The following is a 25119-nucleotide window of genomic DNA, read 5'->3' as shown; positions in this document are numbered from 1 at the left end:
GGGGCGGTTTGGACGGCCGCCACCGGCCCCTGGCGACGCGATGGCAGGCCGTGACTCCGCCCGCCGGAGGACCGTCTATGCCGTCTTGCCCAGTTGCGCTTGCGCCTCGGTGAGCCGGGTGAAGGCGTCGTGGACGATCTCGGCACCGGTGGCGGCGTCGAGGGCCAGGCCCTGGTGGTCGCCGGGGAACTCGATCGCCTTGGTGCCGAGGTGCTCCGCGAGTGCCAGGGCGGAGCGGAGGGGGACGCCTTCGGGGGAGGCGGCTCCGATGCCGACGGCGATCGGCGTGGCGTGGGAGCGCAGTGCGGCGAGGTCGGGTTCGAAGCGCAGCACGGGCAGCAGCACGTGGGCGAGGAAGTAGTCGAGGTTCCCCTGGATCCGGCCCATCATCTCCAGCGCCTCGGGCGGCATCTGGGAGAAGTCAGGCATCTGGGGAGGGCCGCTGGGCTCGCCCTCGATGGTGGCGACGAACTTCTGCATCGCTGCGCCCGCGCCTTCGGCACGGTAGGTGTCCTGGACGTCCTGGAACGTCGTGCGCCAGTGCTCGCGGTCGGGCAGGAGCTCCGGGAGGGGCGGTTCGTGGACCACCAGGGCGCGTACCTGCTCGGGGTGGCGGGCAGCCAGGTCCAGGGCGGTGAGCGCGCCGCCGCTGTTGCCCAGCACGTGGGCGGGGCCGCCGCCCAGGGCGGTGAGCAGGAGGTGCGCGTCCTGGCTGAAGGCCTCGACGTCCTGGTCCTCCGGCGGTCCCGTCAGGGTGCTGCGGGACAGGCCTCGCTGGTCGTAGGCGACGACGGTGTACCGGTCGGCCAGCAGCGCTGCGAGCCCGGCCAGTGCCCCGGCGTCGGCCGGTGCGCCCGGGATCATCAGCAGCAGCGGGCCCGTTCCGCGGACCTCGTAGTGCAGTTCCGCTCCGGGGACCTGAAGTGTTCTCGTCTCGACGTCGTGCATGGGTTTCTCTGCTCCTGTCGAAGGGGGTGGTGCGGGGGGGGGGCGTCAGGCCTGCTCGTCGTTCGCGCGGGTGTGGGCGACGAGCGCGTTGGCGTGGCCGTGGCCGAGGCCGTGTTCGGTCTTGAGCCAGGCGACCAGTTCCATGTGCTTGGTGAGGGGCGAGGACCTGATGAGGTCGAGCCACTCCTGGACGGGGCGGCCGTACTTCTTCTCGATGGCGGGGAAGTAGCTGGCGGGGTTGCCTTTGGCGGGCGCGGTCATGGCGGGGTCCTTTCTGTCCGGGTGGGGGGTCAGGCGTCGAGGGCGAAGGAGCCGTAGGCGAGAGCACCGGCGCGCTGGTAGGTGCTGTAGATGACGCCCGCGGGGGTGCTGGTCACGCCGGTCAGCTTCAAAGAGGTGGGGACGGTGCCTTCGGCGAACAGCCGCTTGCCCTCGCCGAGGACGACGGGGAAGGTCAGCAGCCGGTACTCGTCGACCAGGTCGGCCCGCTGCAGGGTGCGCAGGAGGTCGCTGCTGCCCTGGACGAGGATCTCGCCCTCGGTGCGCTCCTTGAGGTCGGCGACGGTCCGGGCGGCGTCGCCGACCAGGACCTCGGTGTTGTGCCACGCGGCGGTCATCGGGGTGCGGGTGGTGACGTACTTGCGCATGCCGTTGATCCGCGCGCCGCCCTCCTCGTCCGGCACGTTCGGCCAGTGTGCGGCGAGGATGTCGTAGGAGCGGTGCCCCAGCAGCATGCCGTCCGCGCGGTCGAGCTGGGCGGCCATGATGCCGCCGAACTTCTCGTCGGCGTACGGGACGAGCCAGCCGCCGTGCCGGAACCCGTGGGAGTCGTCCTCGCGGGGGCCGCCGGGTGCCTGCATCACGCCGTCCAGGGACAGGAACGTCGAGACGACCAGCTTGCTCATGAGATGTCCTCCTTTGTGGACACTGTCCACTTCTTGGCGTGGGCCGATCATGGCACACTAATGTGGATGCTGTCCACATAAGGAGGAGAACCATGACCGACCCGCCCCGCCGGAGCACCTACCGGCACGGCAACCTGCGCCAGGCACTGCTGGAGGCCGGCGTCGAACTCGCCCGGACGGGCGGCCCGGACGCCGTGGTGCTGCGCGAGGCCACCCGCCGCGCAGGCGTCTCGCCCAACGCCGCCTACCGCCACTTCGCCGACCGCGACGCCCTGGTGCACGCCGTCTCCCTGGAGGCCATGGCCGCCCTCGCCCGCACGATGGAGGCCGAGCAGACCGGCCTCCCGCCCCTCGCGGATCCGGCCGCCGCGGCCCGCGCCCGCTTCCGCGCCGTCGGCACCGGCTACCTGGCCTTCGCCCGCACCGAGCCGGGCCTGTTCCGCGCCGCGTTCTACGTCCCCGACGACATGACCCAGGCCGAAGCCGCGGTCTCGGCCGGAACCGGCGGACTGACCCCCTTCCAACTGCTCACCGCCGCCCTGGACGACCTAGCCGCCTGCGGCCTCCTCCCGCCCGAACGCCGCCCCGGCGCCGAATTCATCGTCTGGTCCTGCGTCCACGGCCTGGCCGTCCTGCTCATAGACGGCCCGCTGCGCGGCCTCCAGGACCCGCAGGCCGCCGAAGCCACCCACCTCCTGATCGACATGATCGAAAGAGGCCTCTGACCGGGTTCACCACGGCAGTGGCGGGCATCGGGACCTGTGCGAGGATCGCGGCGTGAGCGCTCTCCACTTCCGCCTCGCCGGTGAGGCCGATCTCGCCACCGTCGTGCGCCTGCGCGACGACGCCGCCCGCTGGATGCTCGCCCGAGGCGTCACCGACCAGTGGCGGCCGGGCCAACTGGACGCGGACCACTTCCGCCGGGTCATGGCGAGCGGGGAGGTCTGGCTCGCGGAGACCGACGGCCGCGTGGCCGGGGCCTGGGAGTTGTGGTGGGAGGACGAGGACGCCTGGGGGCCGCAGCCGCCGACGGCCGGCTACGTGCACCGGCTGATGGTGGCCCACGGCAGCGTCCCGCCCGGGACGGGACGGCGGCTTCTGCGCGCCGCGGAGCGCCGCGTGGCCGAGGCGGGCCGAACGCTGACGCGCCTCGACTGCCTGGCCGGCAACGCCCGCCTGAACGCGTACTACCTCGACGCCGGTTACCGGGTCGTCGGCCACAAGCCGGGCAAACCACAACCGGGCGGGATGTCCAAGTCCTTCACCCTCCTCGAGAAGCCCGTACGAGCCGACCGGGAGGAGCCGTCCGTCGCACGGAGCGCCTCGGAATGACACCGCACCCGGCGTCAGGCCGGGCGTACCGGCTGGCGCAGCAGGGTGCGCGGTGACGGGGCCGTGGGGGTCATGCCCTCTCCTCCAAAGGGATCATCAGGTGGGTGACGAGCCTGTCGGGCTCGGTGACGGCAGGGTCGGAGACGTACACCTCGCGGATCGGGCCGCGCAGCGGGTGTCCCCGTTCGGCGCACCAGGCCAGCACGGCGTGGGAGGTGAGGGAGATCTGGTCGTAGGGGCCGACGTGCGTCGCGCACGCGAACGTCCCGCCGGGCAGCGCCTCCACGCTGAGGCCCGCCCGCTCCGTCGCGTCATCTCGGTCGACGACGAGGGCGGCGCGCACCTCGAAGGCATCGCTCAGCTCGATCGGGAACAGGCCGATCAGCTGCGGCGGCCCGGCCGGAGGCGAGCCTTGCATCAGCCGGGCGATCGCCGCTGACGTGGCGCGGGCGACGTCGGCGGGCCCGCTTGCGTGCTCGCGGGTCACCACCACACGTCGGGACGGCTCGGTGACCACCTGCACGGGCAGGGCCGGCAGCCCGTCGGCGATCACGCGTTCCAGCGCCGCGAGCGTCCGCCGCCGTCTCGCCAGCTCCGCCTCCAGAGCCTCGCGCACCCCGCCGAGGGCCTCCGCCGTTCCCGACAGCACCTCGGAGATGACCGGCAACGGCACGTCCAGCGAGCGCAACAACCCGATCGACAACGCCTGCCTGGCCTGCTCGCGCCGGTAGTAGCGGTAACCGGAATCGGCGTCCACGTACGCGGGGACCAGCAGGCCCAGCTCGTCGTAGTGCCGCAGCTGCTTGACGCTCAACCGGCTCAGCCGGGCGAACTGCCCGATCGGCAGGAGATCTCCGTTCACGTGCTCCAGCATGGACCCTCCCGGTCGGGGAGAGCCCGGCCGCCGTCAGGGTTCGAGGTGGAAGGGAAGGAGGCAGACCACCACGCCCGTGTGCTCCTTGAGCGCCTCGGCCAGGAAGAGACCGCGCTGGTTGTGCAGGAACTGGTAGCGGAAATGCCGGGGCACCAGGATCGGGATGAGGACGACGGTCCAGTACCCGGCCTCCTCCACCTTGCGGATGTAGCCGAGCAGCGGCCGCACCAGGGTGCGGCCGGGATCGAGGACGGCGTCCAGCCGGACGCCGGGATCCCACTCGGCCCAGGCGTCGTGCAGGGTGGCGCACTCCTCCCGCGTGGCGCAGACCGACACGACGACGACCTCGCCCCCCAGGGCCAGGCCGGCGCCGACGGCCCGCTCCGCCAGGACGTCGAGCCTGCCGATCGGGATGACGACCTTCTTGCCGGGGTCGGCGGCCGCGGCGGGCCGGACGGGCCGGGCGGGGAGGCGGCCGATTCCCAGCTCGCCCCGCACCTCGGTGTAGTAGCGCTCGATACGGGTGAACATCAGGACGAACAGGGGGATGACGACGGCGACGATCCAGGCGCCCTCGGTGAACTTCGAGACCAGCAGCACCAGGGCGGCGACGAGGGTGAGCGCCGCGCCCGTGCCGTTGAGCAGTGCCTTGCCGGGCCAGTGCGGCGGGCGCAGCCGGTGCCAGTGCCTGACCATGCCGACCTGGCTGATGGTGAAGCCGATGAAGACACCGACGGCGAACAGGGGGATCAGCCGGTGCGTGTCCCCGTCCACGGCGATCAGCAGGAGCGCGGCCAGCAGCCCCACGGCGGCGACGCCGTACCGGTAGACCGGGCGTTCGGTGCGCAGGGCGAACAGGGACGGCAGGCGCCTGTCGCGGGCCAGCAGGCTCAGCAGCACGGGCAGCCCGCCGAAACTCGTGTTGGCGGCCAGCCCCAGACCGATCGCGACCACGATGTTCGTCGCGTAGAACGCCCAGCCCGTCCCGTAGGAGCCCGCCACGAGCTGGGCGAGGATCGTCACCCCCTCCCGCGGCAGCACCTCGTCGCGGTGGATGAGCACGGCCAGGCCGACGAGCATCGTGCCGAGCAGCAGGCCGAGCATGACCTCGGTCCGCTGGGCCCGCCGGACCCGCGGTTCGCGGAACATCGGCACCCCGTTGGCGATGGCCTCCACCCCCGTCAGCGAGGAGCAGCCGGAGGAGAACGCCCGGAGGACGAGCAGCACCGTCAGCGCCTCGGTCACCGGAACGCGCTCGGGCGCCCCCAGCGTCGCCGCCGGTGCGGAACGCGCCAGCCCGAGCACCACCACACCGAGGACGCACACCACGAACAAGGCGGTGGGCAGCATCAGCACCCGCGCGCTGTCGGAGATCCCGTACAGGTTCACGACGGTCAGCAGGACCAGCCCCACCAGGCACGTCTCCAGCAGGTACGGCCGCAGGACGGGGAACGCGGAGGCCAGACTCGCGGCGGCCGCGGCGAGGCTGACCGCCACGGTGAGCACGTAGTCGACGATCAGAGCCGCGCCGGCCACCAGGCTCGCCCCGCGCCCCAGCTCCTGCTTGGCGACTCCGTAGGAGCCGCCGCCTTCAGGCCGCGCGGCGATGACCTGCCGGTAGGAGAGCACCAGCACGAGCAGCAGAAGCGCGATGGCCACCGTGATCGGCAGGGTCTCGCCGACCGCCGCGGCACCGGCCGCGGCCAGGACGAGCGCGACCTGCTCAGGCCCGTACGCCACTGAACTGAGCGCGTCCAGGGAGAGCGCCGCCAACCCCTGAAAACTGGTCAGATGCCGCTTGTCGCCCTCCCCATGGCGGAGCGGAAGCCGCCTCCCGCGAACAGGCGCCCTCCCGGCGGCCGCCGGATCCCCCTCATACGGCACCGTAGCCATGTCACGAAATGCCCGAAAGAACCTGCACGAGCTCTTCCCTCTCGACCATGCGGGCTCCTCACGAACGGCATTCCGGCCCCTCAGTGGCTTCTCTCCACCGGCCGGATGAACCAGACAAAAGGCCTGGTCAAGGTGAGGTAGGGGTCCCTGGAGCGAAAGAGCGTTCAGGGGCGGAAGGACGCCGGGAAACTCGCGGGGCCGCATGGAAGCGTCCATGCGGCCCCTTGTCCCGGCGGTGGATCGGCCTCCGATGCCGCTAGGCGAGAACAGCCGGCCTACCGGAAGGGGATCCCGACGCCGGTGTCGTTGGACGAGAACGACTCACTTTCGAAGGCGTTGAACTTGTTGCTCGCGTCGATGGTGACCTTGTACTCCGCGTCGCGGTTGACCCTGAACGTGACGACGCCCCTCGAGTTCGTGGTCGCGCATCGGATGTTGTTCCCGGGGTCGATCGCCGGAACTGTTGGGTTTTTGTCGAATGTGAATTTGTTTTCGGGTGCGCAGGCCGGAAGCCATGGCGAAGTGCGGGTGAAGTGACTCCGGTGAACGGGGGGCACGCCCGGGGCCGGGAAGCCCTCGTGAGTGTCGTCGCGGATCTCCCCGCGGACGCGTGCGGTCCGGTCCCATCGCACGGTTCAGCGTTGAGCGCGACGCGGCGACGGCGGCGTCGGGGATGAAGGAGACGCCTTGGTCATGTGCCTGCCTCCGGACGTGGAACCGTGATCCATATGGCGTCTTTCCGGCATTTGGAGATGGGAAGCATTCCTTTTCTCCTGCTCTCGGTCAAGAGACGTTCGTGCGAGATCGAATGTCCCGCCATGCGGCGGGGCGGCGCGGGTCAGTAGCCGAGGGACTTCAGTTTGTCGACCATGGTGCGGGCGTCGTGTTCGTGGTCGGCGAGGGTCGCCAGGGGGCGTCCGTTGTTGCGGAGGTCGCCGTAGACCACGATGACGCGGCCCTGGCGGGCGGCGACGCCGTTGGTGCGCTGGGGCTCGGGGCTGTCGGGTTCGGTCCAGACGGTGCTGACCGCCTCGTCGCCGATCCGGGGGCGGCCCAGGACGATGCTCTTCTTCTCGCACTGTCCGGCCCAGGTGGTGATGTCGTTCATCGTCCGGCGGGCCGTGGCCTCGTCGGTGAAGACGATGACCTCTTCGCCGCGTGAGGTCGTGGTCATCTCGTTGCCGGGTTCGAGGTTGCCCTCGTACTTGATGTGGAAGCGCCGGTCGGTGCCGGGGATCTCGACGCCGAGAGGGTCGCTCTCCTCCTCGGTGCCGCCGCCGCAGGTCTGGATGAACAGCGAACCGCCGTCCTTGTCGGTGCTGGTGTACCAGCGGATGCGGCTTCCCTTGGCCGCCTGCTCGGCGTAGAGCAGGTCCTTGAGCTTGAGCGGCGTCTCCTGGACGGGCGCGGGAGAGGAGGTCGTCAGCACCGGGGGCGGGGCGTCGCGGCCGGGGCCGCCCTGGAAGGCGACGACGCTCACCGCGACGGCCGCGGCGAGGGCGCCGGCCGTGAACCTGCGCCGGACGGTGCGGGCGCGGGCGCGTGCGATGACCTTCGCGGGTTCGGGGCCGGTCACGTGGTGGAGCATGCCGTCGCGCAGCTCCTGGAAGAGGGGGTCGACTTCACGCATGCCGGCTGGTCTCCTTCGTCTCGTCCGTCTCGTCTGCGAGCAGTTCGGCCAGCCGCCGGCGTCCGCGGGACAACCAGGCCTTGACCGTTCCTTCGGCGGCCCCGCTCATGGCCGCGATCTCGGCGACCGAGTAGCCGCCCATGTGGTGCAGCACGACGGCGCGCCGCTGTTTCTCCGGGATCAGGCGCAGCGCGTCGACCAGCGCCACCGACACGACGCCCGGCGGGGCGACGTCCGGTTGCGGGCCGTGCCGCCACAGGCTCGCGAGCGTGTTGCGCGCCTTGCGCCACCGGCTGACGGCCAGCCGGTAGCCGACCCGCGCCACCCAGGCGCGCGGCTGGTCGTACGAGCCGACCCGGTCCCAGCGGGGCCACGCCCGGGTGAACGCCTCCTGCGCCGCGTCCTGCGCCTCGCCCAGATCGCCGGTGTAGGCGTAGAGCTCGATGACGAGGCCCGGATAAGCGCCACGGTAGAACTCGGCGAAACTCTCTTCGTCCGCCACATCGCCCCCTCGGCTCGGATGTCGTCCAATACACGCCGGGCTTCGGGGCACGGTTGCAGTCGGGCGGCGGGTTCGCGAAGGGACAGGCCGATCAGCCCAGGGAACGGGCCATGGCGACGACGACGGGGCCGAGGAGCGGCAGCACGACGTTGGAGAGCGCGTAGACGATCGTGTACGACATCAGCGGCGTGGCGTTCCCCGCGATCCCCTGGACCGCGGTGATCGCGGGCGTCGAGCACTGCTGCCCGGCGACGGAGCCCAGCGCGAGCGGCGCCGGCAGTTTCATGAGCTTCCAGGCGACCACCAGCGAGATGCAGGCGGGGATCAACGTCATGAGGACGCCCGCGACGGGCAGCGCGAGGCCGAACTTCTCGATCAGCTCGACGGCCTGCGGGCCGGAGGTGAGGCCGACGGCGCAGATGAAGGCGGCCAGGCCCAGGTCCTTGATGACGGACGCGGCGGCCGGGTCGTACTGGCCGAACGTCGGGTGCCTGGCGCGCAGCCAGCCGAACAGCAGGCCGGACAGCAGGCAGCCGCCGCCGGTGCCCAGGGACAGCGGCACCGCGCCGAGGGTGAGGGTGAGCTTGCCGATGAGAAAGCCCAGGGTGACGCCGAGGGCGATGAAGACGAAGTCCGCCTTGACCGAGGTGTCCAGGACGAAACCGATCTTCTTCGCGTAGGTCCTGACGTCGGACCTCGCCCCGGTGAGGCGCACGACGTCACCGGTGTTCAGCTGCGTGCCGTCCCGCAGCGGGAGCCGGTGGTCCATGCGGGTGACGCCGGTGAGGAAGACGCCGTGCGCGTCCGGGGGGACGTGGGTCTTCAGCTCGCCGAGGGTCACGCCCCTGGCCGCCTTGGTGGTGAGGAGGACCTGCTCGACGTCGAGGTCGAAGTCCAGGCCGTGCGCGGCGACCTCGGGCCCGATCAGCTCGTCGGCGTGGATCAGCGGGTCGCGGCGGCCGACCAGGACCAGGACGTCTCCGGCGCGCAGGCGGGTGCCGGGCTCGAAGTCCAGGCGCCGCCCGTTCCGGATGACCCGTTCGACGGTCGCGTGCGGCCCCAGCGAGCCCTCCACCGCCGAGACCGCGGAGCCGTCGGCGACGGTCACGGTGTGGGCGCGGCCGACGAGGTCGGGCAGCGCCGTGGCCTGCGCGGGGTCCTCGGCGCCGCCGCCGATCTGCGTCCACAGCTTGCGTGCCTCGGCCCGCAGGTCGATCCGCATGACCGCCGGGGCGATCTGGCTGGTGAGCAGCACGATCGTGATGAGCCCGCAGATGTAGGAGATCGAGTACGCGGTGCCGACGTTGGCCTGGAGCGTCTGGATCTGGTCGGGCGGCAGGTTCAGCTTGCCGATGGCGTCGGTGGCGGTGCCGACGACGGCCGACTCGGTGGCGCCGCCGCCCATCAGCCCGGCGGCGGTGCCCGCGTCCAGGTCGAGGAGCAGGACGGCGGCCGCGGTGATCGCCAGGAGCGAGACGACCTCGATGACGGTGAACACGCCGTAGCGCAGGCTCCGGCGGTTGAGGCTGGCGAAGAACGACGGGCCGCTCAGGTAGCCGAGCGTGAAGATGAACAGGGCGAAGGCGATGTTCTTCACCTGGTCGTTGAGGGAGACCTCGCCCGCCATCCCCACGAGGATCGCCACGATGAGCGTGCCGGCGATCCCGCCGAGGGACAGCTTCCACACCTTCACCCTGCCGATGGCGTAACCGAGGGCCAGGCAGAGGAAGAGCGCGAGTTCGGGAGTGCCCTGGAGCAGCTTCTGGAACCACTGCAACGGCGTCACCTCGCCCTGTGCGCGCGGTCGTACTCGTCCTTGTAGGACCTGGTGGTCTCCTCCAGCCAGGTACTGATCTTCGCGTAGGACTCCGTCGGCAGGTTGGCGAGCGAGACGCGGATCGACCATTCGGGGGCGTCGAACCCGCCGCCGGGCAGCAGGATGACCGAGTGGTTCTCGGCCAGCCGGAAGAGGATGTCGACGGGTTCGTGGTTGTTCTGCAGCCAGGTGGCGAACGCCTTGCCGTGCTTCTTCTCGGCCCAGACGAGGATGTCGAGCTCGGCGTAGTAGTGCGCGGCGTCGGGGTTGTCGGCGGGGCGGATCTCCCAGCTTTCGGTCAGCGCGGCCAGCCTCTCGGCGATGATGCCCTGGCAGCGGCGCTTGTACTCGTCCTGCTCGTCGGTGAGCGCGAACAGCGCGAACAGCGCCATCTGCGTCTGCTGCGGCAGCGACAGGCCCGCGGTGTGGTTGAGCGCGACCATCCGCGAGTCGGCCGCGAGCCTGTCGACGAACCGCAGCTTCTCCGGTTCCAGGGTGATCGGGGAGTACCGCTCGGCGAGCTCCTGCCTGTCCGCGGCCGGGAGCGCGGCGATCAGCTGGTCGAAGATGTTGTCGCGGTTGACGGCGATGACGCCGAGCCGCCAGCCGGTGCAGCCGAAGTACTTGGAGAACGAGTAGACGCCGACGGTGTTGCGCGGCAGGACCGACATCAGCGAGACGAACCCGTTCACGAACGTGCCGTAGACGTCGTCGGTGATGATCACCAGGTCGGGGTTGGCGGTGTGGACGTTCTCGGCGATCCGGTCCCGTGCGGCGGGCGGAAGCATGACCGAGGGCGGGTTCGAGGGGTTCACGCAGAACAACGCCTTAATCGAGGGGTCGCGGAGCTTGTCCAGCTCGGACATCTCGTACTCCCACAGGTGCAGCCCGTCGGCGTTGCGCTTCGACGCCCGCAGTTCCACGACGTCGAAGCCGAACTCCGCGAGGCGCGGGATCTCCAGGTAGGGGGTGAAGATCGGGACCATGAGCGCGATCCGGTCGCCCGGCCGCAGGATGCGGTTGATGACCGCGGAGTCGAACAGGTAGCACATCGCCGCGGTGCCGCCCTCGGTGGCGAACAGGTCGTACGGCTGGGCGGGCTCCCGTCCCGCGCACATCTCCTTGACGAGATAGGCGTGGACGATCCGCTCGAAGTGGTGCAGCATCCGGACGGGCACCGGGTAGTTGTCGCCGGTGAAGCCGTCGGCCAGCTCGTGGACGAACGCGTCGGGGTCGAAGCCCAGGCGGGACGTCCCGTAGTGGAAGGCGCGGGAGAGCAGCGCCGTTCCGGGCTCGGCGCGGTTGCGGTCGAGGAACTCGGTGAAACGCCCGGCGATGCCGTCCCGGCCCGGCATGCCGCCCAGGACCTCGCCCTGGCGCCACGTCCGGCGCGCCTCGTCCAGCGCGAAACGGCCGAGCAGCAGGAACGCCTCGCGCGGCTCCACGGCGATCCAGTTCGGGTTGCCGCGTCCCGCGTTGAGCATCGTGACGGCGTTCTTCCTGTCGTTCTCCTCGGCCACCTCGATGAGGCTGTCCTTGAGCTCGAACGGGCTGAGCTCCTCCAGCCGCCTCTGCGTGTCGCGGGGCACGTCGTCCCTGATCTCGGCCATACCGGCTCCTTGCGTATATGTCCTTTCCGGCTTTTTTCCGTTCGCTGGGCGAAGCAGACAGAAGGCCTGGTCAAGGGGAGGTCGAGGTTGAGGCGGTGCGGCAGCGTCATTCCGGTGGATTTCCGCAGTGTTCGGCTGGTTTCCCTGCACCGGACGCCGTTCCTGTTCGTCGTTATCACTCCCTCAACGAGTCGTCTCGGTCTCGTCTCGGCATGCGCAAGTCCCCTTCCTTTGGTGACGCCGCGATTACCTTCGGTCATGTCGGGTCGGGCTCGGGGACCTTGGGGGCGTTGTGGAGGGGGACGATTTCCGGCTGCGGATGATCCTCGTCGAGGTGCAGCGGATGTCGGACCGGCACTGGGGGCAGCTGGACGGCCCGGTGCGGTCCATGGACGGGAAAGCATGGGTGGGACCGTCGGCTCGGGCGTTCGAACGGGAACTGCGGCGCAACCGGCGGGCACTCCAGGAGCAGCTGGAAAAGGCCGTGGACCTGCTGCGGCAACCGGGATCCGGTCGCGAGTCGGGCGTCGTGCTGTGAGCGGGGGCGGATGGCCGGGGCCCGGAGTCTGCGGGGTTCAGCTGAGGACGTTCGAACAGCTCGTCTCGGCCATGGGGCGGTCCGAGGAAGAGCTGGAGGAGCTCGCCCGCCGTCTTCATGCGGCCTTGGCCTCGGCAGGGGTGGACACCGGTCCCGCGATGGAGATCTCCCGGATCGCGCGGTGGGCTCACGAAGCGGGAACCGATCTCAGACGGCGCCACCGGCTCGTCCGCGACCTGGACGCGCAGCGGCCCGGATTCTCGGTGAGTGTGCCGGACGGGGTGTTCGTTCTGCTGCCGGACAGATATTCCGACCAGCAGGCGCGGGTCAGCGGATATCAGGCGGCCGACCTCTTCGAGCGGGCCGCGGCGGGAGACAAGGGCGCGCTCCGGTCCCTGCGGAACTACGAGCAGTACTCCGGCAACCCCTACTTCGCGGCAGGACTGCTCGCGAGGCTCGGGGCGGTGGGGGTGCTGAACGTGCCGTTCGGGCTGGCCCGGCTGCTTCACGTCGACGGCGAACGAGGGGACACGATGGCGAAGGCCGACGCGGCCGACGCCCGAACGGCTGTGGAACTGCTGGGGCGGGCACTCGCCGACGGGACCCGGCCACTGTCGGCAGGGTACGCGGGGGACGATTTCCTGACGGCGCTCACCGCCGCGGGACGAAGCGGATTCCCGCCAGGGAACAACAATCCGCACTACTTCGGGTACCAGGGACTGGGGACGATCCTGGGTTCCGCCGGTGAAGGCGTGAAGTACTCGGACGCGTTCATCCAGGTGGTCGGGCGGGACATGCTCTCCTACGCGCGCCGACATGACGACTCCACCTGGCGGGCCGTGCCGGACGCGGCGGGGATCCCTTCGCCCGAATCGTCGGAACATTACCTGCGCGGGCTTCTCTTGGCGGCGGGGGCATCGCGGCAGGGAGCGCAGCTGCTGCTCGACCACACGCCGCCGGGGGAGAAGAGCAGCAACCTCCACTACCTGCTGCACGACCGGCGGCGGGTGTGGGCGGGGACGGATCACGGGACGGCGCTCGGAGCAGCCCTCCGGGCCGCCGCCTCGGGCGGGGACGACCGGTCCGGGAAGGTCTTCGACGAGATCGTCCGGGTGCTGGGGGCCGACCAGCTCAAACTGCTGAAATACGAGGCCGGCGGGCTGAAGATCACCGACCGGGCGGCGTTCGACGAACTGTCCGGGCTCCGCGCGGCCATGGGCGACATCCTGGTCGGCAGGCTCGACCACGTCGCCACCCGGCTCTACGCGGCGGAGGACTCCGGCCACATCGCCCGAGGCTCACGGGAGGAGACCCGGCTGCTGCTCGCCGTCATCGCGGACACCGTCACGGACGACGCCGCCTACACCGCGCTCTTCAAGGCGCATGTGGGGCACCTGCGGTTGTGGATCGACGACCGGCGGCGCCGGGGACACGCAGGGGAGATCGGGCTGGCCATGGGAGCCGGCTCGGTGGGACGGCTCCTCGCGCTGCGGACGGAGACGATGAAGGCGCTCCGGATCCAGGAGGACAAGGTCAACGCCTCCTTCAGAACGAAGATCGACTTCGGGCTCGGGCTGGTGGACCCGACCGCCTACCTGGCGCGGTTCGGGGTACCGGCCGAGATCACGGGCCCGGCGGGGGCGAAGGTCTTCGACGAGATCGGCAGATACCTGGTGGAGCGGTTCGGGGAACGGGCGGAGAAGGCGAACACCGAGGGCCACCGGATCAGCGACGAGGACCGGATGCGCGACCTCGTCAACCAGATGCTGCTCTCCTCCACGGTCGCTCACCTTCGATACGAGCAAGACGACGTTGAAGGCTGGCCCTTCGCGAAGGACGGGAAGATCCTTCCTCCCCTGTCCTGGGACCGGGCTCAGGCCGAGTCGTTCTACTGGTGGTGCAAGGAGCGCGATGTTCCTTTTCCTGAAGCGGGTGGCACGGTCAACGAAGCAATCGAGAGATCCCATGATCGAGCCGTGCGTAGTTTCGCGGGTGCGGGTGGTGAGAGATGATGGGCCTCTCGTTCAAGTCAGGCGGACTGGCTGGAATTTCATTGCTCTTGCTCTTTGCTGCTGCAGGGTGTGATAAGTCTTCTGAATCAAGTTCTTCAGCTTCTTCGCCTGATCGGATTCCAGACGTCCGCCCTGTGGAGGATATGCCTCCTTACTGGTGTCTTCTCACTCCGAAGACTGCGCTGCTTCGTGTCACGGGCATCGAAATCGGTCTCTCTCAATACCCTGAAGAGTGGAAGGCGGACGCGGGCGGGTGCCTGGTCAGAGACGGTAACCCTGCGGGACCTCTGGGAATCAGCTGGAGTGAGAAGGATGGTCGTAAGACCGTTCTTCAGCAGTGGGCCAAATATCATGATCGTGAACGTGTTCGGCTTCCTGAAGAGCTCGGATACGGTTTCACGGCCTACACACCTGGATATATCAGGGACCGGCCTTATTATGCGATCGCGAATTTTCGGTGCGGTGGGATGAAGCCTTGGCTGAGCATCGGGCTCAGCAGGGTGCAGGACGGGCGGGACTATCGGGAGGACCTCACCGCTCTGATGCGGGTCGCGGAGAAGCGTTTCGGTGTTCTGCACGGTTGTGAGCCCGGTCCGTTGCGTTGACGGGGTTCTCCCCGCTGCTCTTTTCGTGGGGCGGTGCGGGAAGGCCGGAACGTTCGGCGGGGTCTGACCGCGGGCCGGAGGGGAGACTCCGGGGTGCTCGGTTGAATACTCAGGGTGGCGGGAGGGTAGTTGCCGCAGGAGTGGTGATCACGGGTGGGGTGGGGCCTTGGCGGGTGCCGTGCGGGTTGCGGTGGCCGGCTGGAAAGGAGCGGTCCGGTGTCCTCAGACGCCTCCGAGCTCCGGCGGGTCTGGAAACGGCTGCTGAAGTCGGTGCGCGGGCGGGCGACCATGGTGACGCTCGGGGTCTCGGCCGTCGTCCTGGGGATCAGCCTCGCCCTGGCGCTGTTCCTGATCCGGAACACGGCGCAGAACGAGACGGAGACCGCGGCGGCGCACGCGGCGCGGCAGGTGAGTGCGATGGTCTTCACCCGCCGGGCTCCCGAGCCGATCGGCGTCAGGTCCGGGGAGACCAACCTCGTCCAGATCGTCGGGCAGGACGGGAAGGTCCTCGGCTCCACCGCGGCCCTGCGAGGAAGGCCGCCGCTTTCGTCGGCCCGGCCGCACGAACGGGAAGTGCGGGTGGACACCACCGCGTGCCCGTCCTACCTGGACGAGTGCGTGCACATCGCGGGATTCCTCGTTCCCCGTTCCGCCTACGGGCAGCCGGTCATGGTGTACGGGGCGGTGCCGCTGCCCGAAGCGCTCACCGATCGGATGCTGCCGTTCCAACTGGGGTCGCTCACCCTCTTCCTCCTCCTCCTGATCGGTGCCGGCACCTGGTTCACGATCGGCCTGTCCTTCGCGCCCGTGGAGGCCATCCGCAGGGAGCTCTCCGAGATCACCACGACCACGGACCTGAAACGCAGGGTGCCTGTGCCGGGCACCGGAGGCGAGATCGACGAGCTGGCGAGCACCGTCAACGACACGCTCCACCGGCTCGAGGAGGCCACGGAACGCCAGCGCAGGTTCGTCTCCGACGCCTCCCACGACCTCCGCAACCCGATCACGGGATTGCAGACCCGGCTGGAGATGCTCGTGGAGGAACCCGACGATTTTCACTGGAAACCGGAAGCCCGCAAGGCACTGCAGGACGCCGAAAGGCTCGGCGAGATCGTCAGCGACCTGCTGGAACTCGCCCGGCTGGATGCCGGAACACCGCAACGCCTCGAACGCATCGACCTGGCCGACCTCGCCACCCTTGAATGCGAACGGCGCGTCGGACGCGTCCCCGTCGACGTCACCTCGGTCAGGGGCGCCGAGGTCCTCGGCAACCGCGTACGCCTGAGCCGCGCCCTGGGCAACCTCCTGGCGAACGCCGAACGGCACGCCGCCTCCCGCGTCGAAGTCCGGATCTGCACCGATCCCGACCGCCACGAAGCCGTCGTCGAAGTCGTCGACGACGGCCCCGGCATTCCGCCCGCCGCCCGGGAACGGGTCTTCGAACGTTTCGCCCGGCTGGACGACGCCCGCGAACTCGACAAGGGGGGCACCGGCCTCGGCCTCCCCATCGCGCGTTCGATCGCCGAAGGCCACGGCGGCTCCCTGACCCTCGCCGACAACGACCCCGGAGCCCGCTTCGTCATCCGCCTGCCTCTGATGGACCCCCGCTCGGGAGCGACCGCGAGCGGTTCACGAAACGGCGCACCCGCGCATCGGGAAGACCCCGCCTGATCGGTGCTGCGCGCTGTCGAGCCGGATCAGGCGGGGCGGTCTGGACGGGAGGTCACTCCGTCGGGCTGCTCTCGGGTGTGGCGGGCGCGGACGGCGGGGTGCCCGCCGGAGACGGGGTGTCCGCCGGAGCCGGCGCGCTCGGGTCCGGGCCCTGTGACGGGCTGCCCTCCGGGCTTTCCGACGGACCGTCCGATGCGGGACCGCCCGGGGGCGTCGAGGGGATCGGGGGGGCCTGGGAGGTGGAGGGGCCGGGGAAGGCCTCGGAGTTCGGGTCCGCGCAGTGGGGGATGAGGAGGGACTCCTCCATCATGTAGCGCTCGGGGTTGCAGATGGGCAGCGGGTAGGAGTTGGGGATCTGCGGGGCCGCTCCCGGAATCTGCTGGTAGCCGTACTGCTCGTAGCCGACCTGGATGGGGCGGCCGTACTGGTCGTAGAGGAGGACGCCCTCCAGGGGCTTTCCGTCCTTGGTGTACGGGTAGATGTTCGCCAGGTCGCTGTGCGGCTGGTAGTCGACGGGGCTGTAGACGTAGGACTCGTCGCCGTTCTTGTCGCTCACCACCAGGACGGCGAAGGCGACGAAACAGGCGACGAGGCCCGCGACCAGGGAGACGAGGTTCAACGGGCGGGAGCGGCGCCCGTCGCGCACGCGGTAGCCGAGGGCCACCGAGGCGATGACGATGACGGCGAGGACCAGCCACTCGAAGGTGTTCCACGGGATCGGGTGGAGCCGGCCCGACTCGAAACCCCAGAAGGCGAAGGCGATCAGGTAGCCGCGGAGCAGCCACCAGGCGGGCCGGAAGTCGTCGCGGGTCTTCTCGTAGCCGGGGAAGCGTTCGTTGACGCGGGCGTTGAAGGCCGCGACACGGGTGTCCACGGCACGGAAGACGTTGCGCTTCTTCTTCTCGGCGGGCTGCTGGTCGGGACGCTGCAGGTAGGCCGCGTACAGTTCGGCGGCGTAGGACTCGGGGGTGCCGAGACGGGTCTCGAGGGGCTCGTCGGATTCGCCGGCGACCTCCGTCAGGTGGTCTTCGAGGTCCTCCAGGAGCTCGGACCGGTCCGTCTCGGGGACGTCGCTGAGGGCGGCACGGACGGCCGCGGCGTATTCGGAGACCGGTGTGGTGGTCATCGACTCTCCAGAAGGGTGTCCATGGTCTGTGCGAACGAGGTCCAGGTCTTGCGGGAGTCGGCGAGCGCCATGCGGCCCGTGGCGTTCAAGCCGTAGTACTTGCGGTGCGGGCCCTCCTCGGACGGGACGACATAGGAGTTGAGCGCCCCCGCCTTGAACAGCCGGCGCAACGTCCCGTAGACCGAGGCGTCGCCGACGTCCTCCAGACCGGATTCGCGAAGACGGCGCACGACGTCGTAGCCGTAGCTGTCCTCCCGGTCGAGAACCGCCAGGACGGCGAGGTCGAGCACTCCCTTGAGGAGCTGTGTGGTGTCCACCGGAAACCTCCTTACGCCGTGCACACTACTACGTTAACCGCACTACCGCGCAAGACCCAAGACCAGACCGCGAAGAGCCGCCCCTCCCGGGGGAGAGAGACCCCCGCCGATGAGGTGATCCTGCACCCGGCCCACAGTCGGCGAGAGACCACCTCCACCGGAGAACACCACCGATCCACCTGCCCGCCCTCGCCGAGCGACCCACCGACGCCCCGGCCACCTCCCCTTTCGACGAACGCCCCGCCCCGAAGGCAGCCTGCTCGAACAGATGCCCTGCCTGCTTCTACGGCGAGAACGTGCCGGAGGGAAGCCCGGAGCAGCAACGACCGAAAGGCAGGCGGAGCGCTCTGCGGGGTGAGGAGGTGGGTCAGCAGCAGCCGGAAGGGGGACGGGAGTCGGTGCGCAGGCGCCAGAACTCCTTTTCGGGGAGTACCGGTTCGCCGGGGTGGGTGGCGGCGCGGTGTTCGAGGTACTGCTCGTAGGCGCGGTCGCCGGTGAGTTCGCGGAGGAGTCTCCAGAGGGAGCGCCAGGTCATGACAGGGCCTTGGACCTGCGGCGTTCGTCGGCGGTGGGGATGAGGCCGGACGGGGCCCAGAGTTCGGACGCGACGTAGGGGTCCTCGGTGGTGGTGACGTGGCGGCGCAGCGAGGTGATCCAGACGCGGACGGCGTCGGCGAGGATGATGATGACGAGCAGGGCGAAGAAGGCGGCCAGCGCGCCGTCGACCGTGGAGTTCAGCACGACCTGCTCCATCTCCTCGACGGACTTGGCGTTGCCGAGGGAGGTCCTTCCGGCGTCCAGGGCGTCCTGGTAGAGGTCGCGCTGGGCGAAGAAGCCGATCTTCGGATCGCTGGAGAAGACCTTCTGCCAGGACGCGGTGAGCGTGACGGCCACGTCCCAGATGAGCGGGAGGATCGTCACCCACGCGTACTTGGCGCGGCCCGACTTGATGAGCAGCGTCGTGCAGACGATCAGGGCGATGGCGGCGAGCAGCTGGTTGGAGATGCCGAACAGCGGGAAGAGCTGGTTGATGCCGCCGAGCGGGTCCTTGACGCCCGCCCACAGGAAGTACCCCCAGGCCGCGACGATGACGGCGCTGGAGAGGTAGAGGCCGGGCTTCCAGCTGACGTCGCCGAATTTCCTCCACACGTTGCCGAGGGTGTCCTGCAGCATGAACCGGCCGATCCGGGTGCCGGCGTCGACCGTCGTCAGGATGAACAGGGCCTCGAACATGACCGCGAAGTGGTACCAGAACGCCTTGCTGCCGATGACCGACGCGAGGATCTCCGCGATGCCCACCGCCAGGGTGGGGGCGCCGCCCGTCCGGGCGACGAGGGTGCTCTCGCCGACCTCCTGCGCGGTCCGGGCCAGCTGTTCGGGCGTGACGGTGAAGCCGAGGTCCGCCACCGCCCGGGAGGCCGACTCCAGGGTGGGGCCGAGGGCGGAGGCCGGCATGTTCATCGCGTAGTACAGTCCGGGGTCGATGATGCACGCCGCTATCAGCGCCATGATCGCGACGAAGGACTCGGTGAGCATGCCGCCGTAGCCGATGACCCGGATCTGGGATTCCTTCTCCACCAGCTTCGGGGTGGTGCCGCTGGCCACCAGGGCGTGGAACCCCGACAGCGCGCCGCACGCGATGGTGATGAAGACGAACGGGAACAGCGCGCCCGCCACGACGGGCCCGTCGCCGTCCCAGGCGAAGGACGTGAACGCCTCGGTGCGCAGGTCCGGCAGCGCCGCGACGATGCCGGCCGCGAGCATCACCACGACGCCGACCTTCATGAACGCGCTGAGGTAGTCGCGGGGGGCGAGCAGCATCCACACCGGCAGCACCGAAGCGACGAAGCCGTATCCGATGAGGGCGAGGGTCAGCGTCTCGGGGGACCAGGTGAACGCGCCCGCCCAGCCGGACTCGGCGACCCAGCGGCCCGCGACGACGGCGAGGAGCAGCAGGGCCGCGCCGATCACGGACACCTCCATGACCTTGCCGAACCTCAGGTAGCGCAGGTAGAAGCCCATGAACAGCGCGATCGGGACGGTCATCGTGATGGAGAACGCGCCCCAGGGGGAGTGGGCGAGGGCGTTCACCACCACCAGGGCCAGCACCGCCAGCAGGATGACCATGATGGACAGGGCACCGACCAGCGCCGCGACGCCGCCCACGGGGCCGATCTCGTCCCTGGCCATCTGGCCGAGGCTGCGGCCGCTGCGGCGCATCGAGAAGAACAGCACCACGAGGTCCTGGACGGCGCCGGCGAAGATGACGCCGATGATGATCCACAGGGTGCTGGGCAGGTATCCCCACTGGGCGGCCAGGACGGGGCCGACCAGGGGGCCGGCCCCCGCGATCGCGGCGAAGTGGTGGCCGAACAGGACGCGGCGGTCCGTCGGGTGGAAGTCGATGCCGTTGTTCTTCAGCTCGGCCGGGGTGGCGCGGGTGTCGTCCACGCGCAGGACGCGGCGGACGATGAACCGCGCGTAGAAGCGGTAGGCGATGGCGTAGGAGGCGAGTGCCGCGAACAGGATCCAGGCCGCGGACACGTGCTCGCCCCGGGCCAGGGCGAGCACGGTCCAGGCCAGGGCGCCGACCGCGGCGACCAGGGACCAGACCACCTTCTCCCGCATGGCGAGCCACCTCCCGGAGCGAGCCGCGTCACTGGTCTCATGACATCACAGGTAGTGCTCGCTCCGGTGCGGACTGTGGATAACTCCTGGTTGATACGACCGATAAGAGCCTGTATGCGTGCGTGGACCTGGGAATCGGGTTCGACGGACCCGGCGGCGGAGAGCCAGGCGCCGACCTCGGGAGGGCGGAACTTCGAAGGCCAGGCCTCCAGCACCGAGAGCACGGCGTTGCGGGAGTTGACCAGCGGGCTGCTCAACGCGACCCGCAGGAGGCCGTGGCCCGCGCCAGGGTGGTCCACGAGTTTCCAGACGATGATCCCCAAGGCAAGATCGGGGGCGTGCTCCCCGCCGAAACCCAAGACTTCGGCGGGACCGGACGCCAGTTCTCCGAGAGGCAGAAGCCGTTCGGCATGGGCGACGACCAGGTCCACCTCCGCACGTGTCGCGCGTCTCAGCAACCACTGCCAGACGTAGGCGTCGTAAGGGTTCCTCTCCAGATGGTCGAGAGCGTGCGGGAACGCGGATACCCCCAGGCGACCGGCGCAGGACAGAGCTTGATGGAAGCCGAACTCCCCTACGGGACGCACGAGGTGCGCCGACACCAGGCTGTGCCACTTCCGTTGCGAAAGGACCGCCTCGTAACGGGTCCTGAGCCGTGAAGGCTCATGCTCCGGCCAGGAGAAACCCTTCCTGTCGAACAGGCGGGAGATGGTGAGCAGGGCGTCGAGGCGCTTCAGGGTGGGCCTCGCGTCGGCGAGCTCCGCGAAACGGTGCATCGCCGGGACGGCATCGTCGTAGTCGGCCATGTCCTCGGCCGGGCCTCCCACGACCAGCGCGGAGAGGATGTCGGCGGCACCGTCCAGCAGGGGCGCGTCCACGTTGTCGGCGAGAAGCGCCTCGTACAGGCCACCTGTAGTGGCCGCGATATGGGCGAGGTACTCGTTCATGACGCGGTTGCGGAAGCCGTCCCGGAGCAGCCACGCCTTGATTTCCGGATCTCCGCAACCCTTGAGACGCTCCACGGCGTGGATACGCCCCCATCCTTCGACGCGCTGGGCGAGCTCGAAGACGGCCTGCTGCGGATCGGGCTGGGTGTTCCTGAGCGCGACGACGGCGTAGAGCGTCAGCTTTTCGAGCGCACCGAGGAGCAGCAGCAGCTCACGGTCGCGTTCGTCACCGCATGTGCCGAGCATGACGATGCCGAGCTTCGTCTCCGTACCGCGGGTGGCGTGCTCCGTCACGTGACGGGCCACGGTCCGCAGCTCTTCGCGAGGGAGGTGCCGTGCGCGGAGTTCTTTGACGAGTTCGTCGGCCAGGGGCAGCGCGGACTTCTGGGCGAAGAGGTCGCCCAAGGGAGCCGGATCGAGGTTTTGGAGGACGGTTTCGCTGACCCGGTTCGCGAGTTCGACGGCCGTCTCGGGTTGAACTTCGAACCCGAAGTGGTGCGTGTGGATCCCGTCGGACACGACGTCCGTGAGGAAGGTTTCCGAGCTGGGACGTTCGTCGGGCAGCGGAAAACCCTTGGAAGGCCAGGGGCCGGGGCCGTGCAGGGCGCTGAGAGACAGGGCGTGGGCCAGATAGGTGGCCGAGCCCTCACCGGCGCTCAACGGCAGGGGCGCTGAACGCCCTTTCGTGAAGTGAACATGTCCCGAGAATGGCAGCTTCCGCGCCGTCCGGCAACCATGTGTGCGGGTATCGACGTTCGGGAAGGCATCGTCTTCGAGAGCCGAAAGCGCAGAGGAGACCACCGATGACCAGCACGGACCTACTCATCGACGCCTTCGGACGGGTCAAGGAGAGCGTGCAGGCCACCGTCAAAGGGCTGGACGCGGACGCGCTGACGTACAGGCCGGACGAGGAGGCGAACTCGATCGCATGGCTGATCTGGCATCTCACCCGCGTCCAGGACGACCACATCTCGGAGATCATCGGCGCCGAGCAGATCTGGACGTCCGGAGGCTGGGCCGAAAGGTTCCGCCTACCGCTGGATCTGCACGACACCGGGTACGGGCACACGCCCGAGCAGGTGGCCGCCGTCAAGACGGACGCGGAGACTCTGGCCGGTTACCACGACGCCGTCCACGCGCAGACGGAGGACTTCGTACAGTCCGTGAAGGAACCCGAACTCGCACGGATCGTCGACGAGAACTGGGACCCGCCCGTCACGATGGCCGTCCGGCTCGTCAGCGTCATCGAAGACGGTCTCCAGCACGTCGGCCAGGCCGCCTACGTCCGGGGAATGTACGAACGCGGGAACGCATAGGGCGGGGTCCCCCGAGACCCCGCCCCTCGCCTGCGAATCAGCTGCGCGCCTTGTGGATCGCGTCCTTAGCGCGGTCGACGACCGCGGCCACCGGACCCAGGACGAGGTTCTTCGCCTGGCTCTCCACCCCCGGACGCGGATGCGTGGGCGCGACTGCCTCAGCGGCCTTGACCAGCGTGGCCATGCCGGAGAGCTCGTCCTCGGAGCCCTTGATCCGCAGCTGCGGGAACTCCGCCTCCTCCTCGTGCCGCGCGTGCGCCTCGATGGAGGCGCGCAGCTCGCGGAACAGCGGCAGGAATTCCGAGGAGCCGGTCTCCACCTGCTCCAGCCGCTTCAGGACCTCCTTGCCCTTCCGCTCCTCGTCCAGGAACTCGTCGACGGCCCCGTCCCCGCCGAACTTCCGCCGCGCGTACGGGTGGACGACCTCCTCTTCGGCGGTCTCGTGGACCGCGAGGAGCTGACGCAACTCGTCGAATTTCTGCTTCCGTCGCTCACCGCTGCTCCGCTCGACGGTGTCGAGCAGCGCGCGGATCTCCTCATGCTGCTTCAGCAGCAGATCGACCACATCTTCCCGAGTACCGGTAGCCATGGCCACCCCCTTCGATTCAGACGGATACGTCTTTTGCCGTACCCCCCGAGAACCGCCGAACCACGGTGACAAGAGTCACTGGCAGGTCAATGCCGTGCCACCGGGACCGCTCGGTGGAAATCTTCCGCAGTTCAGGGCAAAGGATCACGGGCCGCGCTCTTGATCGCGGCGCCCCCGGGAAAGCCCTGGAGACCAGGAGAGAAGCGGGTGAAAGGGGGGACGGGTGAACGGACAGATGAGCGGCCGCCAGGCGGCCGCGTCGGGAGTCGTGCTCTTCGTCTCGGTCCTGATGGTCATGAACGGGATCTGGGGCGTCATCGTCGGGATCGCGGCCATCGCCAGAAGAGAATTCTTCGTTCTCGCTCCGAATTACGTCTACGAGTTCAGCACCACCGGGTGGGGCTGGATCCACCTCATCCTCGGGGTGCTGCTCGTGGCCATCGCGCTGGCACTGATGTCGGGGAAGAGATGGGCGCGCTGGCCGGCCGTCGCGCTGGCCGTGCTCCAGGCGATCGACCATTTCTTCTTCATTCCCTACTACCCGTGGTGGTCCATTCTCGTCATCGTTCTCGACATCGTCATCATCTGGGCCCTGCTGGTCTACCGGCCTGAGGACTTCTAGAGATCGCCGAAAAGGCTGCCGGATGGCGAGGCCGTCGAGACGACCATGACCGCTCAAGCCATGACGCGGACGGTTTCCAGCCCGGAATCGACGGCGTCCGGAACGACCATGCCGGCTTTCACGCCGCTGTGCAGGTATTCCAGGACGGTGGAGGTGATGCGTTCCCCGGGCATGACGGCGGGGATTCCGGGCGGGTAAGGAGTCAACATCTCGGCGCTGATCCGGCCCACGGCGTCCGACAAAGGGACCTGTTCGGTGCGGCTGAAGAAAGCGTCACACGATGTCTCTCTCCGCTTCCGGTAGTCCGCCGGCGCCTCGAGTATGGGAGTTTCTGAATGGTCCATGAACGTCCCTTGCCCCGCCGGGCTGCGTCCCTCACGTTCCGGCCGGGCGGGGGCGTCAGACGTGGGCGTCGAGTTCGGACTTGAGGAGGCGTTTGGGCTTGGCGCCGACGATCTGGTGGACGAGTTCGCCGTCGCGGTAGAGGTTGAGGGTGGGGAAGCCCATGATGTTGTAGCGGCGGGCTATCTCGGGGTGGTCGTCGCCGTTGAGCTTGACGATGGTGAGGCGGTCGCCGTACTCGGCCTCAAGCTGTTCCAGGATCGGGGCGATCATCTTGCAGGGCGGGCACCAGTCCGCCCAGAAATCGACCAGTACCGGTCTGTCGGCGCGGAGCACCCGCTCGTCGAAGGTCTCCGTCGTGACTGTGATCATCTCTTCTCTCCAGGGGCAGCACGCAGCCGGGGCAGACGTTCCCCAGCTGCTCGGACAGTTCGGCCCTGCGCCGGATCAGGGAGCGGATCTCCGCGTCGATCTCCGCGAGCCTGCGCCGGTACACGGCGACGGACTCGGGGCAGGATCCGCCCTCCTCATGCCCCGCGCGCAGGCATTCCAGGAACGGGCGGGTGTCCTCCAGCGAGAACCCCGAGGCGAGCAGCGAACGGATCTCGGCGACCAGCCGGACGTCGGACTCGTCGTACTCGCGGTACCCGTTCGGACCGCGCCGCGCCGAGATCAGCCCCTGCTGCTCGTAGTAGCGCAGAGCCCGCGTGCTCACCCCGACCCGCTCGGCCAGCTCCCCGATCCGCATCGCCCCTCCCGGCTCCGTCGCGTGCCCCCCGAAGCTAACCCTTGACACCCACGTCAAGGTCAAGCCCGCGCCGGGCGGCCCGCTCGAAAAGCGGCACGACGGTTCCGAAGAAACCCGGATATCGCGATTTCTTACCTGATGGTGCTGT

Annotated in this window: 25 protein-coding genes; 8 read left to right on the top strand and 17 right to left on the bottom strand. The window is 69.2% G+C overall.

What is annotated here, in order from left to right:
* Positions 1 to 75: 75 nt before the first annotated feature.
* Genes C2865_RS00360 through C2865_RS00350 form a run of 3 tightly spaced genes read right to left on the bottom strand, consistent with a single transcriptional unit; the run spans position 76 to position 1853 of the window.
* A complete protein-coding gene (locus tag C2865_RS00360; RefSeq protein WP_106396269.1) occupies positions 76 to 948 on the bottom strand; it encodes an alpha/beta fold hydrolase in 873 nt (290 codons plus the stop codon).
* A gap of 45 nt (positions 949 to 993) precedes the next feature.
* Positions 994 to 1209 carry a DUF4287 domain-containing protein gene (locus tag C2865_RS00355; protein WP_106396268.1) on the bottom strand — a complete coding sequence of 72 codons (216 nt, stop codon included), beginning with the start codon at positions 1207 to 1209 and terminating at the stop codon, positions 994 to 996.
* 29 nt (positions 1210 to 1238) lie between these two features.
* Entirely contained in the window at positions 1239 to 1853 is a 615-nt protein-coding gene (locus C2865_RS00350) for a dihydrofolate reductase family protein (protein WP_106396267.1), read from the bottom strand.
* 92 nt (positions 1854 to 1945) lie between these two features.
* Between C2865_RS00350 and C2865_RS00345 the strand changes: the two genes are divergently transcribed.
* Together C2865_RS00345 and C2865_RS00340 are read left to right on the top strand one after the other, a co-directional pair.
* Positions 1946 to 2578: a TetR/AcrR family transcriptional regulator gene (locus tag C2865_RS00345; protein ID WP_106396266.1), complete on the top strand. Its 633-nt coding sequence runs from the start codon at positions 1946 to 1948 to the stop codon at positions 2576 to 2578.
* A gap of 52 nt (positions 2579 to 2630) precedes the next feature.
* Positions 2631 to 3185 (top strand): GNAT family N-acetyltransferase, encoded by a 555-nt coding sequence (locus C2865_RS00340; RefSeq protein ID WP_106396265.1) that lies wholly within the window; start codon positions 2631 to 2633, stop codon positions 3183 to 3185.
* Positions 3186 to 3255: 70 nt separating this feature from the next.
* Here C2865_RS00340 and C2865_RS00335 read toward each other — a convergent pair whose 3' ends face one another.
* A complete protein-coding gene (locus C2865_RS00335; RefSeq protein ID WP_232835264.1) occupies positions 3256 to 4059 on the bottom strand; it encodes a MerR family transcriptional regulator in 804 nt (267 codons plus the stop codon).
* Positions 4060 to 4092: 33 nt separating this feature from the next.
* Positions 4093 to 5832: an amino acid permease gene (locus tag C2865_RS00330; RefSeq protein WP_232835263.1), complete on the bottom strand. Its 1740-nt coding sequence runs from the start codon at positions 5830 to 5832 to the stop codon at positions 4093 to 4095.
* 420 nt (positions 5833 to 6252) lie between these two features.
* Here C2865_RS00330 and C2865_RS00325 point away from each other — a divergent pair, with 420 nt between their 5' ends.
* Positions 6253 to 6489, top strand: coding sequence for a hypothetical protein (locus tag C2865_RS00325; protein ID WP_106396263.1), 237 nt, complete (start codon positions 6253 to 6255; stop codon positions 6487 to 6489).
* Between the two features lie 301 nt (positions 6490 to 6790).
* On the opposite strand, the gene C2865_RS00320 is transcribed toward C2865_RS00325, so the two are convergent.
* The 4 genes from C2865_RS00320 to C2865_RS00305 all read right to left on the bottom strand — a co-directional run bounded on the left by C2865_RS00320 (position 6791) and on the right by C2865_RS00305 (position 11510).
* Positions 6791 to 7582, bottom strand: coding sequence for a hypothetical protein (locus tag C2865_RS00320; RefSeq protein ID WP_106396262.1), 792 nt, complete (start codon positions 7580 to 7582; stop codon positions 6791 to 6793).
* On the bottom strand, positions 7575 to 8084 hold the full coding sequence (locus C2865_RS00315; RefSeq protein WP_106396261.1) for a SigE family RNA polymerase sigma factor: 510 nt from the start codon (positions 8082 to 8084) through the stop codon (positions 7575 to 7577). Before C2865_RS00315 ends, C2865_RS00320 begins: the two co-directional genes overlap by 8 nt.
* 91 nt (positions 8085 to 8175) lie before the next feature.
* Complete coding sequence (gene aspT / locus C2865_RS00310; RefSeq protein WP_106397386.1) at positions 8176 to 9861, bottom strand: aspartate-alanine antiporter; 1686 nt, start codon at positions 9859 to 9861, stop codon at positions 8176 to 8178.
* A gap of 5 nt (positions 9862 to 9866) precedes the next feature.
* Positions 9867 to 11510 carry a bifunctional aspartate transaminase/aspartate 4-decarboxylase gene (locus C2865_RS00305; RefSeq protein WP_106396260.1) on the bottom strand — a complete coding sequence of 548 codons (1644 nt, stop codon included), beginning with the start codon at positions 11508 to 11510 and terminating at the stop codon, positions 9867 to 9869.
* A 292-nt stretch (positions 11511 to 11802) separates the two neighbouring features.
* On the opposite strand from C2865_RS00305, the gene C2865_RS00300 reads away from it, so the two are divergent.
* The 3 genes from C2865_RS00300 (at position 11803) to C2865_RS00290 (ending at position 16336) form a co-directional block, all read left to right on the top strand.
* Entirely contained in the window at positions 11803 to 12048 is a 246-nt protein-coding gene (locus tag C2865_RS00300) for a hypothetical protein (RefSeq protein ID WP_106396259.1), read from the top strand.
* A gap of 71 nt (positions 12049 to 12119) precedes the next feature.
* Entirely contained in the window at positions 12120 to 14060 is a 1941-nt protein-coding gene (locus C2865_RS00295) for a hypothetical protein (protein WP_106396258.1), read from the top strand.
* Positions 14061 to 14881: 821 nt separating this feature from the next.
* A complete protein-coding gene (locus C2865_RS00290; RefSeq protein ID WP_106396257.1) occupies positions 14882 to 16336 on the top strand; it encodes a sensor histidine kinase in 1455 nt (484 codons plus the stop codon).
* 52 nt (positions 16337 to 16388) lie between these two features.
* Here C2865_RS00290 and C2865_RS00285 read toward each other — a convergent pair whose 3' ends face one another.
* The 4 genes from C2865_RS00285 to C2865_RS00270 form a co-directional block, all read right to left on the bottom strand.
* Positions 16389 to 17462, bottom strand: a complete 1074-nt coding sequence (locus tag C2865_RS00285) for an HAAS signaling domain-containing protein (RefSeq protein WP_106396256.1) — start codon at positions 17460 to 17462, stop codon at positions 16389 to 16391.
* Entirely contained in the window at positions 17459 to 17779 is a 321-nt protein-coding gene (locus C2865_RS00280; RefSeq protein WP_106396255.1) for a PadR family transcriptional regulator, read from the bottom strand. The genes C2865_RS00285 and C2865_RS00280 overlap by 4 nt, the downstream gene beginning before the upstream one ends.
* Before the next feature lie 367 nt (positions 17780 to 18146).
* Positions 18147 to 18314 carry a YbdD/YjiX family protein gene (locus C2865_RS00275; protein ID WP_106396254.1) on the bottom strand — a complete coding sequence of 56 codons (168 nt, stop codon included), beginning with the start codon at positions 18312 to 18314 and terminating at the stop codon, positions 18147 to 18149.
* Positions 18311 to 20407: a carbon starvation CstA family protein gene (locus C2865_RS00270; RefSeq protein ID WP_106396253.1), complete on the bottom strand. Its 2097-nt coding sequence runs from the start codon at positions 20405 to 20407 to the stop codon at positions 18311 to 18313. The genes C2865_RS00275 and C2865_RS00270 overlap by 4 nt, the downstream gene beginning before the upstream one ends.
* 1750 nt (positions 20408 to 22157) lie before the next feature.
* Here C2865_RS00270 and C2865_RS00255 point away from each other — a divergent pair.
* The gene (locus C2865_RS00255) at positions 22158 to 22670 is read left to right on the top strand and encodes a mycothiol transferase (protein ID WP_106396250.1); all 513 of its coding nucleotides are present in this window, start codon (positions 22158 to 22160) and stop codon (positions 22668 to 22670) included.
* A 37-nt stretch (positions 22671 to 22707) separates the two neighbouring features.
* Here C2865_RS00255 and C2865_RS00250 read toward each other — a convergent pair whose 3' ends face one another.
* A complete protein-coding gene (locus C2865_RS00250) occupies positions 22708 to 23259 on the bottom strand; it encodes a hemerythrin domain-containing protein (protein WP_106396249.1) in 552 nt (183 codons plus the stop codon).
* A gap of 223 nt (positions 23260 to 23482) precedes the next feature.
* Here C2865_RS00250 and C2865_RS00245 point away from each other — a divergent pair, with 223 nt between their 5' ends.
* Positions 23483 to 23881 carry a DUF7144 family membrane protein gene (locus C2865_RS00245; RefSeq protein WP_106396248.1) on the top strand — a complete coding sequence of 133 codons (399 nt, stop codon included), beginning with the start codon at positions 23483 to 23485 and terminating at the stop codon, positions 23879 to 23881.
* A gap of 53 nt (positions 23882 to 23934) precedes the next feature.
* On the opposite strand, the gene C2865_RS41250 is transcribed toward C2865_RS00245, so the two are convergent.
* From C2865_RS41250 to C2865_RS00230, 3 genes are read right to left on the bottom strand one after another with little or no spacing between them, the layout of a single operon-like run.
* Positions 23935 to 24225: an Orn/Lys/Arg family decarboxylase gene (locus tag C2865_RS41250; protein WP_106396247.1), complete on the bottom strand. Its 291-nt coding sequence runs from the start codon at positions 24223 to 24225 to the stop codon at positions 23935 to 23937.
* A 55-nt stretch (positions 24226 to 24280) separates the two neighbouring features.
* Positions 24281 to 24559 (bottom strand): thioredoxin, encoded by a 279-nt coding sequence (trxA, locus tag C2865_RS00235; RefSeq protein WP_232835262.1) that lies wholly within the window; start codon positions 24557 to 24559, stop codon positions 24281 to 24283.
* On the bottom strand, positions 24468 to 24971 hold the full coding sequence (locus C2865_RS00230; protein ID WP_232835261.1) for a MerR family transcriptional regulator: 504 nt from the start codon (positions 24969 to 24971) through the stop codon (positions 24468 to 24470). The genes trxA and C2865_RS00230 overlap by 92 nt, the downstream gene beginning before the upstream one ends.
* Positions 24972 to 25119 lie beyond the last annotated feature (148 nt).

It is taken from the genome of Actinocorallia populi, from assembly GCF_002995495.1.
In the GTDB taxonomy this organism is placed as follows: domain Bacteria; phylum Actinomycetota; class Actinomycetes; order Streptosporangiales; family Streptosporangiaceae; genus Actinocorallia; species Actinocorallia populi.
This window is presented reverse-complemented; position numbering and strand designations above follow the sequence as displayed.

What these genes read in the sequence shown, in the direction of transcription:
- C2865_RS00360 (WP_106396269.1), bottom strand. Translation starts at nt 948, where the DNA reads ATGCACGACGTCGAGACGAGAACACTTCAGGTCCCCGGAGCGGAACTG.
- C2865_RS00355 (WP_106396268.1), bottom strand. Translation starts at nt 1,209, where the DNA reads ATGACCGCGCCCGCCAAAGGCAACCCCGCCAGCTACTTCCCCGCCATC.
- C2865_RS00350 (WP_106396267.1), bottom strand. Translation starts at nt 1,853, where the DNA reads ATGAGCAAGCTGGTCGTCTCGACGTTCCTGTCCCTGGACGGCGTGATG.
- C2865_RS00345 (WP_106396266.1), top strand. Translation starts at nt 1,946, where the DNA reads ATGACCGACCCGCCCCGCCGGAGCACCTACCGGCACGGCAACCTGCGC.
- C2865_RS00335 (WP_232835264.1), bottom strand. Translation starts at nt 4,059, where the DNA reads ATGCTGGAGCACGTGAACGGAGATCTCCTGCCGATCGGGCAGTTCGCC.
- C2865_RS00320 (WP_106396262.1), bottom strand. Translation starts at nt 7,582, where the DNA reads ATGCGTGAAGTCGACCCCCTCTTCCAGGAGCTGCGCGACGGCATGCTC.
- C2865_RS00305 (WP_106396260.1), bottom strand. Translation starts at nt 11,510, where the DNA reads ATGGCCGAGATCAGGGACGACGTGCCCCGCGACACGCAGAGGCGGCTG.
- C2865_RS00295 (WP_106396258.1), top strand. Translation starts at nt 12,120, where the DNA reads ATGGGGCGGTCCGAGGAAGAGCTGGAGGAGCTCGCCCGCCGTCTTCAT.
- C2865_RS00285 (WP_106396256.1), bottom strand. Translation starts at nt 17,462, where the DNA reads ATGACCACCACACCGGTCTCCGAATACGCCGCGGCCGTCCGTGCCGCC.
- C2865_RS00275 (WP_106396254.1), bottom strand. Translation starts at nt 18,314, where the DNA reads ATGACCTGGCGCTCCCTCTGGAGACTCCTCCGCGAACTCACCGGCGAC.
- C2865_RS00270 (WP_106396253.1), bottom strand. Translation starts at nt 20,407, where the DNA reads ATGCGGGAGAAGGTGGTCTGGTCCCTGGTCGCCGCGGTCGGCGCCCTG.
- C2865_RS00255 (WP_106396250.1), top strand. Translation starts at nt 22,158, where the DNA reads ATGACCAGCACGGACCTACTCATCGACGCCTTCGGACGGGTCAAGGAG.
- C2865_RS00250 (WP_106396249.1), bottom strand. Translation starts at nt 23,259, where the DNA reads ATGGCTACCGGTACTCGGGAAGATGTGGTCGATCTGCTGCTGAAGCAG.
- C2865_RS41250 (WP_106396247.1), bottom strand. Translation starts at nt 24,225, where the DNA reads ATGGACCATTCAGAAACTCCCATACTCGAGGCGCCGGCGGACTACCGG.
- C2865_RS00230 (WP_232835261.1), bottom strand. Translation starts at nt 24,971, where the DNA reads ATGCGGATCGGGGAGCTGGCCGAGCGGGTCGGGGTGAGCACGCGGGCT.